The following is a 14,182-nucleotide window of genomic DNA, read 5'->3' as shown; positions in this document are numbered from 1 at the left end:
CCGGATCGGCGGCGGATCAGCAATGGACCAACACTAACAAAAGCCAGCAAAGGCAGTCATTCCCCGCTGGCGCCGGCACCAAGCACCATCAGCAGGCGGATCGCCGGGTCGCCCGATTGGCGCGGCATTGCGGCTTGTGGCTATACTGACGGCTGGCATCGCACGACACCTCCATGCAATGAAATCGCGCTCCCCCCTGCTTCCTGCCCTCCTCCTGCTCTGCATGAGCCTCACCGGCTGCAAACAGGAAACCAGCTCCTACCAGATCGACGCCAGCCGCTCGTTCACCTTGCAGCGTATCAAGAACACCTTCTGGAGCCGGGACTGGGAGCGCTGGCTCACCGTGGCCCGCATGCCGGACTGCCAGCGCAAGCACCGCCTCGACGATGAAAGCGAGTTTGGTGAGATCAAGCTGCGCCAGATCGACGACAACCTGTTCCAGCTGCAGGACGGCAAGACGCTGTACGAAATCGACCTGCAGCAATGCACGCTGACCGAGCTCGACCGGAAGGCGGAGAAACAGGGCGAAACCGTGGGCAAGTTCACCTCGCCGGACGGCAAGGGCATTGCGTTCGAAGCAGTGGCCCCCAAACCGCAAGCTGCCCCGCAATGAAAAACGGGGCGCGATGCCCCGTTTCATTCACACCATCGGCCCGGTCAGCTCGGGTCTAGGCCACGACGTTGGACAAGCGCTTGCGCACGTCCGACAGCAGGCCCTCGGACGCATCCTCGATCAGATCGAGCACCCGCTCGAAGCCATTGGCGCCGCCGTAATACGGATCGGGAACCTCGCGCTCGTCAAAACGGCGGCCATAGCTCAGGAACAGCTTCAGGTTGGCGGCATGCTGGGGCGGACAGATCTGCTGCAGATTCTGCAGATTGCCCTGGTCCATCGCCAGCACCAGGTCGAAGCGGGCGAAGTCGGCCGGCGCCACCTTGCGCGCCCGCTGCTGGCTCAGGTCATAGCCGCGCCGCAGGGCTGCCGCCATCGCGCGCGCGTCGGGCTGCTCGCCGGCATGGTAGCCATGCGTGCCGGCCGAGTCGATCAGCACGCGGCGTGCAAGCCCGGCGGTTTCGACATACTGGCGGAACACGCCCTCGGCCGTCGGCGAGCGGCAGATGTTGCCCATGCAGACGAAAAGGACAGAGACTTTATCTTTACTATTCATTTACTTAACAACAAAACTGGCAGCAGCAGTGAGGCTTGAATTGTCACATTTCGCCCGGCAAGAAGCAAACACCCGCGCGATGCCCGGCCCTACTTCATCCAGCGGATCTCGCGTGCCGTCTCGGTGCCGATCAGCGTCGTGGCGAGCCCATCGGGGATCACCGCCTTCTGTTCGCTGACGGCGATACGCCCGGCCATGATCTCAGCGAAGCGCTGCGGATAGCGCGGCGCGAGCTCGGGCTCGGCGTAGCCCACGGGGAAGCGCGGCAGATTGCTGCCCATCTCGTATTTGTCGGTAGCGCCGAGCGTATGCAGCATCTCATGCGTGATCACCATATTGTTGCTGCCGGCCATCGAGTGAGCGGCAAACGCGTTGACGACGCCGATCAGCCCCTTCTCCAGGCCGAGCGAGTGCGCCAGCACCGCATGGGTGGCCGGGTCGTGATAGAGCACGAACAGCCGGATATCGGGCTTGCCGCCCGCCGCCGTGTCGTGGCGCCATGCCCAGTAGCGCAGCTGCAGGCTCCAGGCCATCACCGCCAGCGGGTTGCCCGATGTCGGCGGCGCCGGCGGCAATTCGTCGACGACCGGCCCGAGGCGCACCTGCACCGGCTCGTTGAGCGCAACGTCGTAGCGCCTGCCTTCTTCCTGCATGAACACGGCGATCGGCTCGAAGCTCGCGTCGCCAAGGCTCGTGAGATAGGCCGCGCTCGCCTCGCTGCGGTCGCCGTTGAGGGGGTAGATCACCACGCGCAACGGCTGTTTCCAGTCGGTAGTGCGGTATTTGGCCAGCACCGTCGCCAGCGCGACATTGACCAGGATGAACAGCAGGATGGCGATGCGGATAGCCTTGAACATCAAAACGCCTTGCTGCTGTCCGGCTGGATGTGCTCGCTGCTCGCCGCGTCTTCGGCCCAGAAATCGACACGGCGGCCCTGGTCCTCGACGGTTTCCTGGAAGCGGAAGGTGTAGCGCTGCCTTGGCGCGACCCGCAGGTGGTAGACGACCTCCGAGCGGATGTAGTCGCTCGGCGTGAATTCATGTATCCAGCGCAGCACGATTTCGTGCTCGCCCGGCGGCACATAGGCCGCCAGCGGCCGCCCCATCGGCGAGCCATAGACGCGGCCGTCGATCGAATAGAACTCGAGCCCGGCCGGGCCGGACTGGGTGGCGGTCAACAGGGCGAGCGACTGTTCGGCGCGCTTGTCGCCTTCGTAGGCGTGAACCGGCGCGGTGGACGAGCAGGCGGCCAGGCCGCCGAGGGACACCAGCCCGCCAAGCAGCAGGCCATGGCAGCACCTGGCCAACCGGCTGGTGCTGAATCGGGAAGTAGGCATGTTTGGGTTCTCTCAGAGCAAATCGACGCTGGCGCACGCTAACGCAGGCCAGGCTGCAAGGCAAGCGGGGCGCGGCCCCTGGGCACGCCAGGGTGCCCGCCAGGCGGACGTGCCAGGCCAACGTCCGCGCCGCCCACACCGACCAGACCAGCCTAGACCAGCCTGGCCTTCACATAGCTGCCCGGCGCCTCTTCCAGCGCCGGCAAGCCGCCCTCGCCCGGTACCCGAGCCGCGACCTGCTTGCCGTTGTAGGGCTTGACCCATTCGGCCCAGTCGAGCCACCACGAGCCCTCGTTGGGCTTGGCGTCGGCCAGCCACGCGTCGGCGGTCTCGCAGATCACGTCGTTGGTCATGTAGCCATACTTGTTGGCAGCGGGCGGGTTGACGATGCCGGCGATATGGCCCGAGCCGCCGAGCACGAAGCGCTTCGGGCCCTTCAGCAGCTTGGTGCCGAGATAGGTGGTCTGCCACGGCGCGATATGGTCTTCGCGCGTCGAGATCCAGTAGGCCGGCGTCTTGATCTGGCGCAGGTCGATCGGCGTGTCGGCGAGCGTGATGCCGCCTGGCTCGCGCAGCCGGTTGTAGAGGTACATATTGCGCAGGTAGAAGCTGTGCATGGTGGCCGGCATGCGCGTCGAGTCGCTGTTCCAGTACAGCAGGTCGAAGGGCATCGGGTCGCGCCCCAGCAGGTAGTTGTTGATGACGAAGGACCAGATCAGGTCGTTCTCGCGCAGCAGGTTGAACACCTCGGCCATCTGGTGGCCTTCGAGATAGCCCTTCTCGTTCATGTGCGCCTCGAGGCGCTCGAACTGCTGCTCGTCGACGAAGACTTCGAGCTCGCCGATGTCGGAGAAATCCATCAGCGTCGTCATGAAGGTGGCGGCCTTGATGCGGTTGTCCTTCTTGCTCGCCATATAGGCCAGCGTCGAGGCCAGCAGCGTGCCGCCGATGCAGTAGGCAAGCGCCTTGACGTCCTTCTCGCCGGTCGCCTTTTCGATCGCGTCGAGCGCGGCCAGCGGGCCTTCGAGCATGTAGTCCTCGAAATGCTTGTACCTGAGTTTTTCGTCCGGGTTGACCCAGCTGATGACGAACACGGTATGGCCCTGGTCCACCGCCCACTTGATCAGCGAATTCTTGGGCTTGAGGTCGAGAATGTAGAACTTGTTGATCCACGGCGGGATGATCAGCAGCGGCCGCTGGTGCACCTTCTCGGTGCTGGGCGCGTACTGGATCAGCTGCATCAGCTCGTTCTGGAACACCACCCTACCCGGCGTGACGGCGATGTTCTCGCCGAGCTTGAATGCCTTGGTGTCGGTCATCTGCGTGGCGAGCCGGCCGTCGCCGCGCTCCATGTCGTCGAGCATCGCGCGCATGCCGCGGATCAGGTTCTCGCCGTTGCTGTCGATGGTTTCCTTGAGTACCTGCGGATTGGTGGCGACGAAATTGGTCGGCGACATCGCATCGACCATCTGCCGCAGGTAGAACGCGACCTTCTTGCGCGTGTGCGGATCGAGCCCGTCGGTCCGCTCGACGGCCCCCATCAGGTGGTTGGACGCCAGCAGGTAGGACTGCTTGATGAAGTCATAGGCCGCGTGCTGGGCCCAGGTATCGTCCTTGAATCGCTTGTCGCCGGCCGGTGCGTCGGCCACCGGCTTAACCGGCGCCTGCAGCGCCCAGTGCTCCCAGCTGCGCTTCCACAGCTCGGCGGCATCCTGCCAGTAGGCCATCTGCATCTGCACGAGCTTGTTCGGGTTGGCGAGCAGGTGGCTACCCCAGTCCTGCAGCGTCTGCATCATCATCTGCGTATCGAGCACGTGAAACTGCTTGTCCGGCTGGCGGGTCAAGCGGTTGCTCACGCGCTGCGCGCGCTCCATCAGGTCCTTGAACTGTACGGCAAGTTGGGCGGGGTCTGCGGGCTTGTTTTCTGACATTGTTGTGGCTTCCTCCTGTATCTGTACAGCATAAAGCCATTGGCACGCGAATGCACGAGGCCCCGGACATACGCCGGGATGGATTGATCTATAGTGGGATTACCCCGGCCCGATGCGGCCACCTTTACCTACTGGAGCCTCCACAGGAGCCCGCCATGTCTGCGTTTACCGCCAAACAACGCCTGCTGGAACAGGTACTCGAACATGCGCGCAGCGCGCTGGCGCCCGGCCTCGATGCCCAGATCGGGCCCTTCATCGAGCACTATTATGCGGATGTCGCCGAGGATGATCTGATCCAGCACAACCCGCTCGACCTGTTCGGCGCGGCCTTTGCCCACTGGCAGCTTGGCCGCGCGCGCGAATTGGGCCAGGCGCTGGTGCGGGTCTACAACCCCGATTTCGAAACCGACGGCTGGCAGTCGACCCACACAGTTATCGAGGTGGTGAACGACGACATGCCGTTTCTGGTCGACTCGGTCAGCATGGCACTCAACACGCGGGGCCTGACGATCCACCTGATCGTGCACCCCGTGGTGGCACTGAGCCGCGACGACGGGCATGGCTACCAGAGCCTGTGCAACAAGGATGCGCCCAATTGCCGGCTCGAATCCTATATGCACTTCGAGGTAGATCGCCAATCGGGGGCCGATGCGCTGAAAGCGATCCACGACGAGCTGAGCCACGTGCTCGCGCAGGTACGCGCCGCCGTCGAAGACTGGCGCCAGATGCTGGTGCGCATGAACGACGCCAGCAGCGAGCTGACCCGGGCAAAGCTGGATACCGACGAACATGAACGCAACGAGATTCTGGCGTTTCTCGGCTGGGTTGCCGACAACCATTTCACCTTCCTGGGCTACCGCTGTTACGAGCTGACCCACCACGGCCGCGAAGACCGGCTGGAGATCGCCGCCGGCAGCGGGCTCGGCATCCTGCGCGAGACGGCCGAGCGCAGCCACTCGAAGAGTTTCGAGGCGCTGCCGGCCGCCATCCGCAAGCGTGCCCACGACCCGCACCCGCTGATCCTGACCAAATCGAATACACGCGCCACCGTGCATCGCACCGGCTATCTCGACTATATCGGCATCAAGCGCTACAGCGCGGCCGGCAAGGTCATCGGCGAGCACCGCTTCCTCGGCCTGTATACCGCCGACATCTACAACGCCAACCCGCGCACCACGCCCTTGCTGCGCGACAAGGTCAACGCGGTGCTGGCGAGCTCCACCTATCTCGCCGGCAGCCACAAGGCGAAGGCGCTGCTCAACGTGCTGGAGACCTATCCGCGCGACGAGCTGCTCGAAATCCCGCTCGAGACGCTGGCGGAATTCAGCCACGGCATCGTCAACCTGCAGGAGCGCCAGCGCGTCCGGCTGTTCGTGCGCGAGGACGTGTACCGCCGCTACCTGTCCTGCCTGTTGTTCGTGCCGCGCGACAACTGGAATACCGATGTGCGCAACAAGGTGCAGCAGATCCTGCTCGATGCCTTTGCCGGCATGGCGGCCGAATTCTGGGTGACCTTGTCCGAATCGCTGCTGGCGCGCATCGAATTCATCATCCGCATCCCCACCGGCAGCCAGCCCGACTTCGACGGCGCGCTGCTTGAAGCCCAGGTCGCCCAGGCTTGCCGCCCGTGGCAGGATGCCATGGCCGAGGCACTCATCGAGAGCTGTGGCGAAGAACGCGGCAATCAGCTGCTGCGCAAGTATCGGCGCGCCTTTCCGGCGGCCTACCGGGAAGATTTCCTGCCGCGCCACGCGGTGCAAGACATCCTCAAGCTCGAGGCGCTCGGTGACGATGCCACGATTGGCCTGGCGCTGAATCAGGCGCTCGACCGCGCCCACCTGAAGCTGTTCCGCGCCGGCGAAATCAGCCTGTCGCGCACGCTGCCGATGCTCGAGAACATGGGCGCGCAGGTGCTCGAAGAACGCCCCTACGGCATCCACCTGGATGACGGCAGCAATGGCTGGATCACCGATTTCGCCCTGCAGCTCGGCGACGCCGACAGGCTCGCCGACGAGGCCGTACGCAGCCGTTTCACCGAAACCTTTGCGCGCGTCTTCTCGGGCGAGGCGGAAAACGACGGGCTCAACCGCCTCATCCTGCGTGCCGGCCTCGCCTGGCGCGAAGTGGCGCTGGTACGCGCCTACAGCAAATACCTGCGGCAGGCGGGGCTCACCTTCAGCCAGAGCTACATCGAGCAATGCCTGGCCGGCCACGCCCCGCTGGTGGCCCGCCTGGTGCGCCTGTTCACGCTGCGCCACGACCCCGCCAGCGCACGCGAGCCGGGCACCGCCAGCACAACCGATGCGCTGGTCGCCGAGATCCGCGCCAGCCTCGACCTGGTCGCCAACCTCGACGATGACCGCATCCTGCGCAGCTTTCTGACCGTGGTCCTGGCCACGCTGCGCACCAACTATTTCCAGATGGCGGCGGATGGCTCGCCCAAGCCCTATCTGTCGTTCAAGCTCGATTCGCGCGCGATCGATTTCCTGCCGTTGCCCAAGCCGATGGTCGAAATCTGGGTGTACTCGCCGCGCGTCGAGGGCGTGCACCTGCGCGGCGGCAAGGTGGCGCGCGGCGGCTTGCGCTGGTCCGACCGCATGGAGGATTTCCGTACCGAGGTGCTGGGGCTCGTCAAGGCGCAGATGGTGAAGAACGCCGTGATCGTGCCCGTCGGCTCCAAGGGTGGCTTCGTCTGCAAGCAGCCGCCGGCGGGCGACCGCGAAGCCGTGCTGGCCGAGGGCATCGCCTGCTACCAGACCTTCATCCGCGGCCTGCTCGATCTGACCGACAACCGCCAGGGCAGCACCATCGTGCCGCCACCCGAGGTGGTGCGGCACGATGGCGACGACCCCTACCTGGTGGTTGCGGCCGACAAGGGCACCGCCGCGTTTTCCGACATCGCCAACGCGGTGGCGGCCGAATACGGCTTCTGGCTTGGCGACGCCTTCGCCTCGGGGGGCGCCAACGGCTACGACCACAAGAAGATGGCGATCACCGCGCGTGGCGCCTGGGAATCGGTCAAGCGCCATTTCCGCGAGCTGGGGCGCGACATCCAGAGCAGCGACTTCACTGTGGTCGGCATCGGCGACATGTCGGGCGACGTGTTCGGCAACGGCATGCTGCTGTCGCGCCATATCAGGCTACTGGCGGCCTTCGACCACCGCCACATCTTCCTCGACCCGAACCCGGATGCCGAGGCCAGCTTCGTCGAGCGCGAGCGCCTGTTCGGCCTGCCGCGCTCATCGTGGGCTGACTACGATGCCTCGCTGATCTCGGCTGGCGGCGGCATCCACGCACGCAGCGCCAAGTCGATCACCCCCTCGGCCGAAGCCTGCGCCGCGCTGGGGCTGGAGGCCCGCGCGATGACGCCGAACGAGCTGATCCACGAGCTGCTCAAGGCGCCGGTCGACCTGCTCTACAACGGCGGTATCGGCACCTATGTCAAGGCCAGCCGCCAGAGCCAGCTCGACGCCAACGACCGCGGCAACGACGGCCTGCGTGTCGATGGCCGCGAGCTGCGCTGCAAGGTGGTGGGCGAAGGCGGCAACCTGGGCTTCACCCAGCTCGGCCGTATCGAATACGCCTTGGGCGGGGGCCGCATCAACAGCGATGCGATCGACAACTCGGGCGGGGTCGACTGCTCGGACCACGAAGTCAACATCAAGATTCTGCTCAACAGCGTGGTGGCCGAAGGCGACCTGACGCTCAAGCACCGCAACCAGCTGCTGGCCGAGATGACCGACGACGTCGCGGCACTCGTGCTGCGTGACAACTATCTGCAGACGGCAGCGCTCAGCCATTCCGAAGTGCTGGCGGCGCCGATGCTCGGCGTGCACGCGCGGTTGATCCAGGCACTGGAGCGCAGTGGCAAGCTGTCGCGGCGCATCGAATACCTGCCGAGCGAAGAGGAAATCGCCGAGCGCCGGCTGGCGCGCCAGGGGCTCACGCGGCCCGAGCTTGCGGTGCTGCTCGCCTACTCGAAGATCGAGCTGTATGAACAGCTGCTCGACTCGCCGCTGCCCGACGCGATGGAATTCACGCTGCTGCTCACCGAATATTTTCCGCAGGCGCTGTGCCAACGCTTCTCCGACCAGATGCTCGAACACACGCTGAAGCGCGAGATCGTCGCCACTCACCTGACCAATCAGCTGGTCAACCGCATGGGGCTTTCTTTCGTGTTCCGCCTCAACGAGGAAACCGGCAGCCCGCCCGCCGACGTGGCGCGTGCCTGGCACGCCGCCTGCCAGGTGTTCCAGGCGCCGCAGCGCTGGGCCGATATCGAGGCGCTCGACAACCGCGTGGACACGGCCACGCAGACCGCGCTGCAACTGGAACTGCGCAAGCTGGTGGAACGCGCGACGCGCTGGATGCTGCGCAACTGCCGGGTAGCCAGCGACGGGCTTGACATCGTCGAGCACTACCGCAGCGGCGTCGCCATGCTGGCCGAGGCCATGCCGGAACTCGTCATGGGCGAGGAACGCGCGCGCTGCCAGGCGCTGGTGCAGCAATACCGCGCGGCGGGCGTGCCGGTGCCGCTGCTGCTGCAGATCGCCCATGCGGAGCCGATGCTGTCGACGCTCGACATCCTCGACATCTCGCATGCCAACCAGAGCGAGCCGCTGGCGGTGGCTGGCGTCTACCACGACATCGGCTCGCGGCTGCAATTCGATTGGCTGCTGTCGGCCATCAACCGCCTGCCGCGCGACAACCGCTGGAACACACTGGCACGCTCGGCGCTGCGCGACGACCTTTATCGGCAGCAGCGCGCACTCACGGCGCTCGTGTTGCAGACCGGGCAATCGCTGCTCGGCGCGGATGCCGTGGACACCTGGCTGAACCGCCACGAAGCAGCCGTCAACGCCTGCCGCATGGTATTCGGCGAGTTGCAGGCCCAGCCCAATCCCGATCTGGCGATGCTGTCCGCCGCACTGCGTGAGGTCAGGAACCATCTGCTCGGCGGCTAGGCCAGCTTGCATGCGGGACGGCTGGCGCGCCATGCGGGGAAGCGATCGGCACCCGAATGACAATCAGAAAATCATAATATACAGTTTCAGGCAAACAGCCTTTCACTCGTCTATTCTGTAACACACGCCAGAACAACAAGCACAAGGAGAGACAACCGATGTCCATTGCCAAGCGTCTGCTCGCACTCATCGCGGTCGGCATCGTCGCGCTGCTGATCGTAGGCGGCCTGAGCTTTCTTCAGGTGCGCAACGCCAACACCAAGCTCAATGTGGTAACCAGCGACGTTATGCCCCGCGTGACAACCATCGACAGCATCCGCAAGGACTTCCTCGAGATTCAGCTCACGGCCTATGTGCACATGCTGAACTACGACGACTCCAAGACCCCCGCCATCGAACAGACGATCAAGGCCCATCAGCAGGAGATCGACGGCAAGCTCAAGGCCTACGCCAAGCTGGCGGTCGACGAAAAGGACCGCGCCCTGCTGGCAGCCGACCAGGCGGCCATCAATGCCTACTACGTGGTGATGAACAAGGAGCTGGACCTGTCGCGCCAGAACCAGAGCGATTCGGCCAAGGATATGGCCGCCAACGAGGGCAAGCCGCTGGCGCTGAAGGCGATGGAAGCGCTCAACAATCACGCCGGCTACAACGGCAAGATCGCGGCGGATGCCCAGGCCCAGGCCGAACACGACAGCAAGAGCGGCTTCGCCGCCAGCCTGGGCGTGGTGCTCGCGGCCATCGCCGTTACCGGGACGATCGGGCTGCTGCTGCACCGTAGCATCGTCGGCTCGCTCTCCAAGATGCGCAACGTCGTCACCTCGATCGAGAAGAACCTCGATTTCACCCAGCGGGCCACCGTCTCGCGCCGTGACGAGGTCGGGCAAACCATCGAGGCCTTCAATCGACTGCTCGATCGCCTGCAGGACAGCCTCAAGACCATCTCCAGCGCGGCGCGCGAAGTCGCCCTCTCGGCGGACCAGATGGCCGAGACCGCGCAGGAAGTGTCGGTCACCTCGGAACGGCAGAACGAGGCATCGGCCAATATGGCCGCGACGATCCAGCAGATGACCGTGAGCATCAACCACGTTGGCGACCGCGCCACCGAGGCGAATCAACTGTCGGAAGAATCGGGCAAACTGGCGGAAACCGGGGAAACCGTCATCGGTCAGACAGTGGCAGACATCAAGGACATTTCCCACTCGGTGGCCGGCGCCGCCGATCGCATCCATCAGCTCGAGGCGCAGAGCCAGCAGATCTCGTCGGTCGTCGCGGTGATCAAGGAAGTGGCCGACCAGACCAACCTGCTTGCCCTCAACGCGGCCATCGAGGCGGCACGGGCGGGCGAGCAGGGGCGCGGCTTTGCCGTCGTGGCCGACGAAGTGCGCAAACTCGCGGAGCGCACGGCCAGCTCCACCCAGGAAATCGCCAGCACCATCGACGCCATGCGCCGCAGCGCGCAGGAGGCGGTATCGTCGATGCAGGGCGCCGTGGCCAAGGTCGAGCATGGCGTCGGCCGCGCAGACCTGGCGGTACAGTCCATCGTGCAGATCCGCGGTGGCGCCAGCAAAGTCGTCGCCATGGTCGATGAAATCACCCACGCCATCCGCGAGCAGGCCAGCGCCAGCAACAGCATCGCCGGCCAGATCGAAGGCATCGCCAGCATGGCCGAGAAGGTCAGCTCGGCGGCTGGCGGCACCTCCAGCACTGCGGCCGAGCTCGACCGCCTGGCCCATCAGATGAACGACGTGGTAGCCGCCTACCGGCTGTAAACGACGTCGCTCGATGCAAGCGCGGGGGAGCCTCGCCCCGCGCTTGCAAGCCTCCACCATCCCCCTTCACTCCCCCGCCTCCGCGTCTCGAACACGGAGCTTGCATCCGCGCGCCCAAATCCTATAACACAGAGCTAGGGCCACTACGGGGGATGTATCATGACGATCGCGAAACGGCTGCTTTTACTGATCACTTGCGCCTTGCTGTCACTCTTTTTCGTCGGTGGGGTGGCGATCCAGCAGCAGCAGACCCTGGGTGGTGCCGCCAACCTTGTGAACGACTACGTCGTCCCCAGCATCGAGGTGTTGGCCGACTGCCAGCGCGAGCTGCTGACGGTACGCGGCGCAGCGCTGTCGCATGTCCTGAACTACGACGAGAACAAGAAGGCCGAGCAGGACAAGATCATCACCACAGGTGAACAGGCGTTGATGGACAGCTTCAAACGCTATGAACAAATCATCTCCGATGACGAGGACAGGCGGCTGCTCGAAGCCGACAGACAGGCCTACGCGAACTACGCCGTCGTTCGCAACCGCGTGCTGGAGTTTTCACGCAAGGGACAAAGCGATCAGGCTCGGGACCTGACCGTGACCCAGGCGGCCAAAGAAGTCACCGTTGCAATCAATGCCTTGAATGCCCACATCAAGTACAACGCCAAGCTGGCCGCCGAAGCGGACGCCTCCACCAAGGCCACGGTGCGCTCCGGCCGCATCATCAATATCGTCTCCATCGTGGTAGGCGTATTGCTGACGGGCATCTTCAGCTTCACCCTGTATCGCCACATCATCGGCTCACTGCGCGGCTTGCGGGGTGCGGTCAATCACATCGAAACCTCGCTCGACTTCACCGAGCGCGCCACCGTCGCGGGCCGGGATGAGGTTGGCGAGACAACCGAAGCCTTCAACAAGCTGATCGATCGCTTGCAGCAAAATCTTCAGAGCATTGCCACGGCGGCGTCCAATGTGGCGCAGGCGGCGACCCAGATGGCCGGCACATCGCAGCAGGTCTCGATTGCAGCCAACCGCCAGAGCGAGTCCTCGTCCAACGCGGCCGCCACCATCGAAGAAATGACGGTGAGCATCAACCATGTCGGTGATCGCGCAAGCGAGGCCAACGCGCTGTCGGAGAAAGCGGGAGAGCTCGCGGCCTCGGGCGAATCGGTCATCGCGCAGACGGTGCACGATATCAAGACCATTGCCGAGTCGGTCAGCGAGGCATCCGAGCGCATCCAGCTGCTCGAGCAGCAAAGCCAGGATGTCGCCCAGGTGATCGCCGTGATCAAGGAAGTCGCCGACCAGACCAATCTGCTGGCATTGAACGCGGCAATCGAAGCGGCGCGGGCCGGCGAACAAGGCCGGGGCTTCGCCGTAGTGGCAGACGAGGTACGCAAGCTGGCGGAACGGACCTCCGGCGCGACCCAGGAAATCACGCGCACCATCGGCTCCATGCGCGAGAGCGCACAGTTTGTCGCCCGCAGCATGCAGGCCGCCGTCAACAACGTCGATGCCGGCGTCAAACGGGCCGACGATGCCAGCCAGGCAATTCACCAGATTGGCAGCAGCGCCCACCAGACCGTCGGCATGGTCAGCGAAATCACCAATGCCATTCGCGAACAAGGCAGCGCCAGCAACAACATCGCCCAGCAGATCGAGCGCATAGCCCAGATGGCGGAAGAAGCCAGCGCGGCAGCGCAGGAAACCTCGGACAACGCAAGCATGCTGGAGCGCCTGGCCACCGAGATGCGCCAGGTGGTGTCGGCCTATCGGCTCTAGGGCGATTCGCCGCCCTGGCCTGGCGGCCTGCTAGAGCACGCCGGCGGCACGCAGTGCGGCGATTCTCTCGGAGTCCAGCCCCAGCCAGTTGCGCAATACCTCGGCCGTATCCTGCCCCAGCATGGGCGGCGCAAGGCGGTAGTCGACCGGCGTGGACGACATCCGCAACGGGCTGGCCACCGACGGCGCACCGATACCCAGTGCATGGGACAGGCTCAACTGCATCTCCCGGTGGCGAACCTGCGGATCGGCAAACACTTGGTCGAGCGTGTTGATCGGCCCGCATGGCACCCCCGCCTGCTCCAGCGCAGCAATCCAGTCTGCCGTGGTGCGCATGACCGTAGTCTGGCGAATCAGCGGCACCAGCACCTGGCGGTGATCGACACGGGCTCGATTGGTGGCGAAGCGTTCGTCACCGGCCCAGCCTTGGCCCGCCACCTCGCAGAAGCGGGCGAACTGGCCATCATTGCCTATCGCCAGGATGATGTCGCCGTCAGCGGTCGGGAAGGCCTGATAGGGCACGATATTGGGATGCGCGTTGCCGAGCCGTGTCGGCGCCACGCCGGTCGTCAGGTAATTCATGGCCTGATTGGCGAGGCAGGCGATCTGCACGTCGAGCAAGGCAAGATCGATATGCTGCCCTTCTCCCGTCCGCTCGCGGTGGGCCAGGGCGGCGAGCACGCCTATCGCGGCGTAGAGGCCGGTCATGATGTCGGTAAGTGCGACGCCGACCTTCTGCGGGTCGCCATCCAGCTCACCCGTGAGGCTCATCAAGCCGCCCATGCCCTGGATCAGGAAATCGTAACCGGCCCGGTCGGCATAAGGGCCATCCTGGCCAAAGCCGGTGATTGAGCAGTAGATCAGCCGTGGATTCAGCGCCTTGAGGCTGGTGTAGTCGAGCCCATATTGCCTGAGCCCGCCGACCTTGAAGTTTTCCAGCACGATGTCGCACTGCGCGGCCAGCTCGCGCACCAGCGCCTGTCCTTCGGGCTTGGCAATATCGATGGCGACCGAACGCTTGTTGCGGTTGGCCGACAGGAAGTAGGCGGCCTCGCTGGTTGGCTTGCCGTCCGTGTCGCGCAGGAACGGTGGCCCCCAGCCGCGGGTATCGTCGCCGCTGCCCGGACGCTCGATCTTGATGACCTCGGCACCGAGGTCCCCCAGTATCTGGCTTGCCCACGGCCCCGCCAGCACCCTCGACAGATCGAGCACCTTGAGGTGAGACAGCGCCCCCATT

9 protein-coding genes are annotated in these 14,182 nt (G+C 64.8%); 4 read left to right on the top strand and 5 right to left on the bottom strand.

Annotation, left to right across the window (positions count from 1 at the left end; genetic code table 11):
- Positions 1-223: 223 nt before the first annotated feature.
- Positions 224-613 carry a hypothetical protein gene (locus ABWL39_RS06850; RefSeq protein ID WP_367788431.1) on the top strand — a complete coding sequence of 130 codons (390 nt, stop codon included), beginning with the start codon at positions 224-226 and terminating at the stop codon, positions 611-613.
- Between the two features lie 55 nt (positions 614-668).
- Here ABWL39_RS06850 and ABWL39_RS06845 read toward each other — a convergent pair whose 3' ends face one another.
- From ABWL39_RS06845 to ABWL39_RS06830, 4 genes are all read right to left on the bottom strand, one after another.
- Positions 669-1,169: a low molecular weight protein-tyrosine-phosphatase gene (locus tag ABWL39_RS06845; protein ID WP_367788429.1), complete on the bottom strand. Its 501-nt coding sequence runs from the start codon at positions 1,167-1,169 to the stop codon at positions 669-671.
- Between the two features lie 89 nt (positions 1,170-1,258).
- Entirely contained in the window at positions 1,259-2,026 is a 768-nt protein-coding gene (locus ABWL39_RS06840; protein ID WP_367788427.1) for a hypothetical protein, read from the bottom strand.
- Positions 2,026-2,505: a hypothetical protein gene (locus tag ABWL39_RS06835; protein WP_367788425.1), complete on the bottom strand. Its 480-nt coding sequence runs from the start codon at positions 2,503-2,505 to the stop codon at positions 2,026-2,028. The genes ABWL39_RS06840 and ABWL39_RS06835 overlap by 1 nt, the downstream gene beginning before the upstream one ends.
- 152 nt (positions 2,506-2,657) lie before the next feature.
- Entirely contained in the window at positions 2,658-4,436 is a 1,779-nt protein-coding gene (locus ABWL39_RS06830; RefSeq protein WP_367788423.1) for a PHA/PHB synthase family protein, read from the bottom strand.
- A 155-nt stretch (positions 4,437-4,591) separates the two neighbouring features.
- Here ABWL39_RS06830 and ABWL39_RS06825 point away from each other — a divergent pair, with 155 nt between their 5' ends.
- The 3 genes from ABWL39_RS06825 to ABWL39_RS06815 all read left to right on the top strand — a co-directional run bounded on the left by ABWL39_RS06825 (position 4,592) and on the right by ABWL39_RS06815 (position 12,945).
- The gene (locus ABWL39_RS06825; RefSeq protein WP_367788421.1) at positions 4,592-9,400 is read left to right on the top strand and encodes an NAD-glutamate dehydrogenase; all 4,809 of its coding nucleotides are present in this window, start codon (positions 4,592-4,594) and stop codon (positions 9,398-9,400) included.
- A 158-nt stretch (positions 9,401-9,558) separates the two neighbouring features.
- Positions 9,559-11,172 (top strand): methyl-accepting chemotaxis protein, encoded by a 1,614-nt coding sequence (locus tag ABWL39_RS06820; protein WP_367788419.1) that lies wholly within the window; start codon positions 9,559-9,561, stop codon positions 11,170-11,172.
- A gap of 159 nt (positions 11,173-11,331) precedes the next feature.
- Positions 11,332-12,945, top strand: a complete 1,614-nt coding sequence (locus ABWL39_RS06815; protein ID WP_367788417.1) for a methyl-accepting chemotaxis protein — start codon at positions 11,332-11,334, stop codon at positions 12,943-12,945.
- 30 nt (positions 12,946-12,975) lie between these two features.
- Here ABWL39_RS06815 and ABWL39_RS06810 read toward each other — a convergent pair whose 3' ends face one another.
- Positions 12,976-14,181 carry a CaiB/BaiF CoA transferase family protein gene (locus ABWL39_RS06810; protein WP_367788415.1) on the bottom strand — a complete coding sequence of 402 codons (1,206 nt, stop codon included), beginning with the start codon at positions 14,179-14,181 and terminating at the stop codon, positions 12,976-12,978.
- Position 14,182: the final 1 nt, after the last annotated feature.

The organism is Chitinivorax sp. PXF-14 (assembly GCF_040812015.1).
Taxonomy (GTDB): domain Bacteria; phylum Pseudomonadota; class Gammaproteobacteria; order Burkholderiales; family SCOH01; genus JBFNXJ01.
Note: the sequence above shows the minus strand (reverse complement) of the source record. Positions and strands in the feature narration are given on the sequence as shown.

Bases quoted from the DNA above. Each gene is read 5' to 3' on its own strand.
- ABWL39_RS06850 (WP_367788431.1), top strand. From the start codon at position 224: ATGAGCCTCACCGGCTGCAAACAGGAAACCAGCTCCTACCAGATCGAC.
- ABWL39_RS06845 (WP_367788429.1), bottom strand. From the start codon at position 1,169: ATGAATAGTAAAGATAAAGTCTCTGTCCTTTTCGTCTGCATGGGCAAC.
- ABWL39_RS06840 (WP_367788427.1), bottom strand. From the start codon at position 2,026: ATGTTCAAGGCTATCCGCATCGCCATCCTGCTGTTCATCCTGGTCAAT.
- ABWL39_RS06835 (WP_367788425.1), bottom strand. From the start codon at position 2,505: ATGCCTACTTCCCGATTCAGCACCAGCCGGTTGGCCAGGTGCTGCCAT.
- ABWL39_RS06830 (WP_367788423.1), bottom strand. From the start codon at position 4,436: ATGTCAGAAAACAAGCCCGCAGACCCCGCCCAACTTGCCGTACAGTTC.
- ABWL39_RS06825 (WP_367788421.1), top strand. From the start codon at position 4,592: ATGTCTGCGTTTACCGCCAAACAACGCCTGCTGGAACAGGTACTCGAA.
- ABWL39_RS06820 (WP_367788419.1), top strand. From the start codon at position 9,559: ATGTCCATTGCCAAGCGTCTGCTCGCACTCATCGCGGTCGGCATCGTC.
- ABWL39_RS06815 (WP_367788417.1), top strand. From the start codon at position 11,332: ATGACGATCGCGAAACGGCTGCTTTTACTGATCACTTGCGCCTTGCTG.
- ABWL39_RS06810 (WP_367788415.1), bottom strand. From the start codon at position 14,181: ATGGGGGCGCTGTCTCACCTCAAGGTGCTCGATCTGTCGAGGGTGCTG.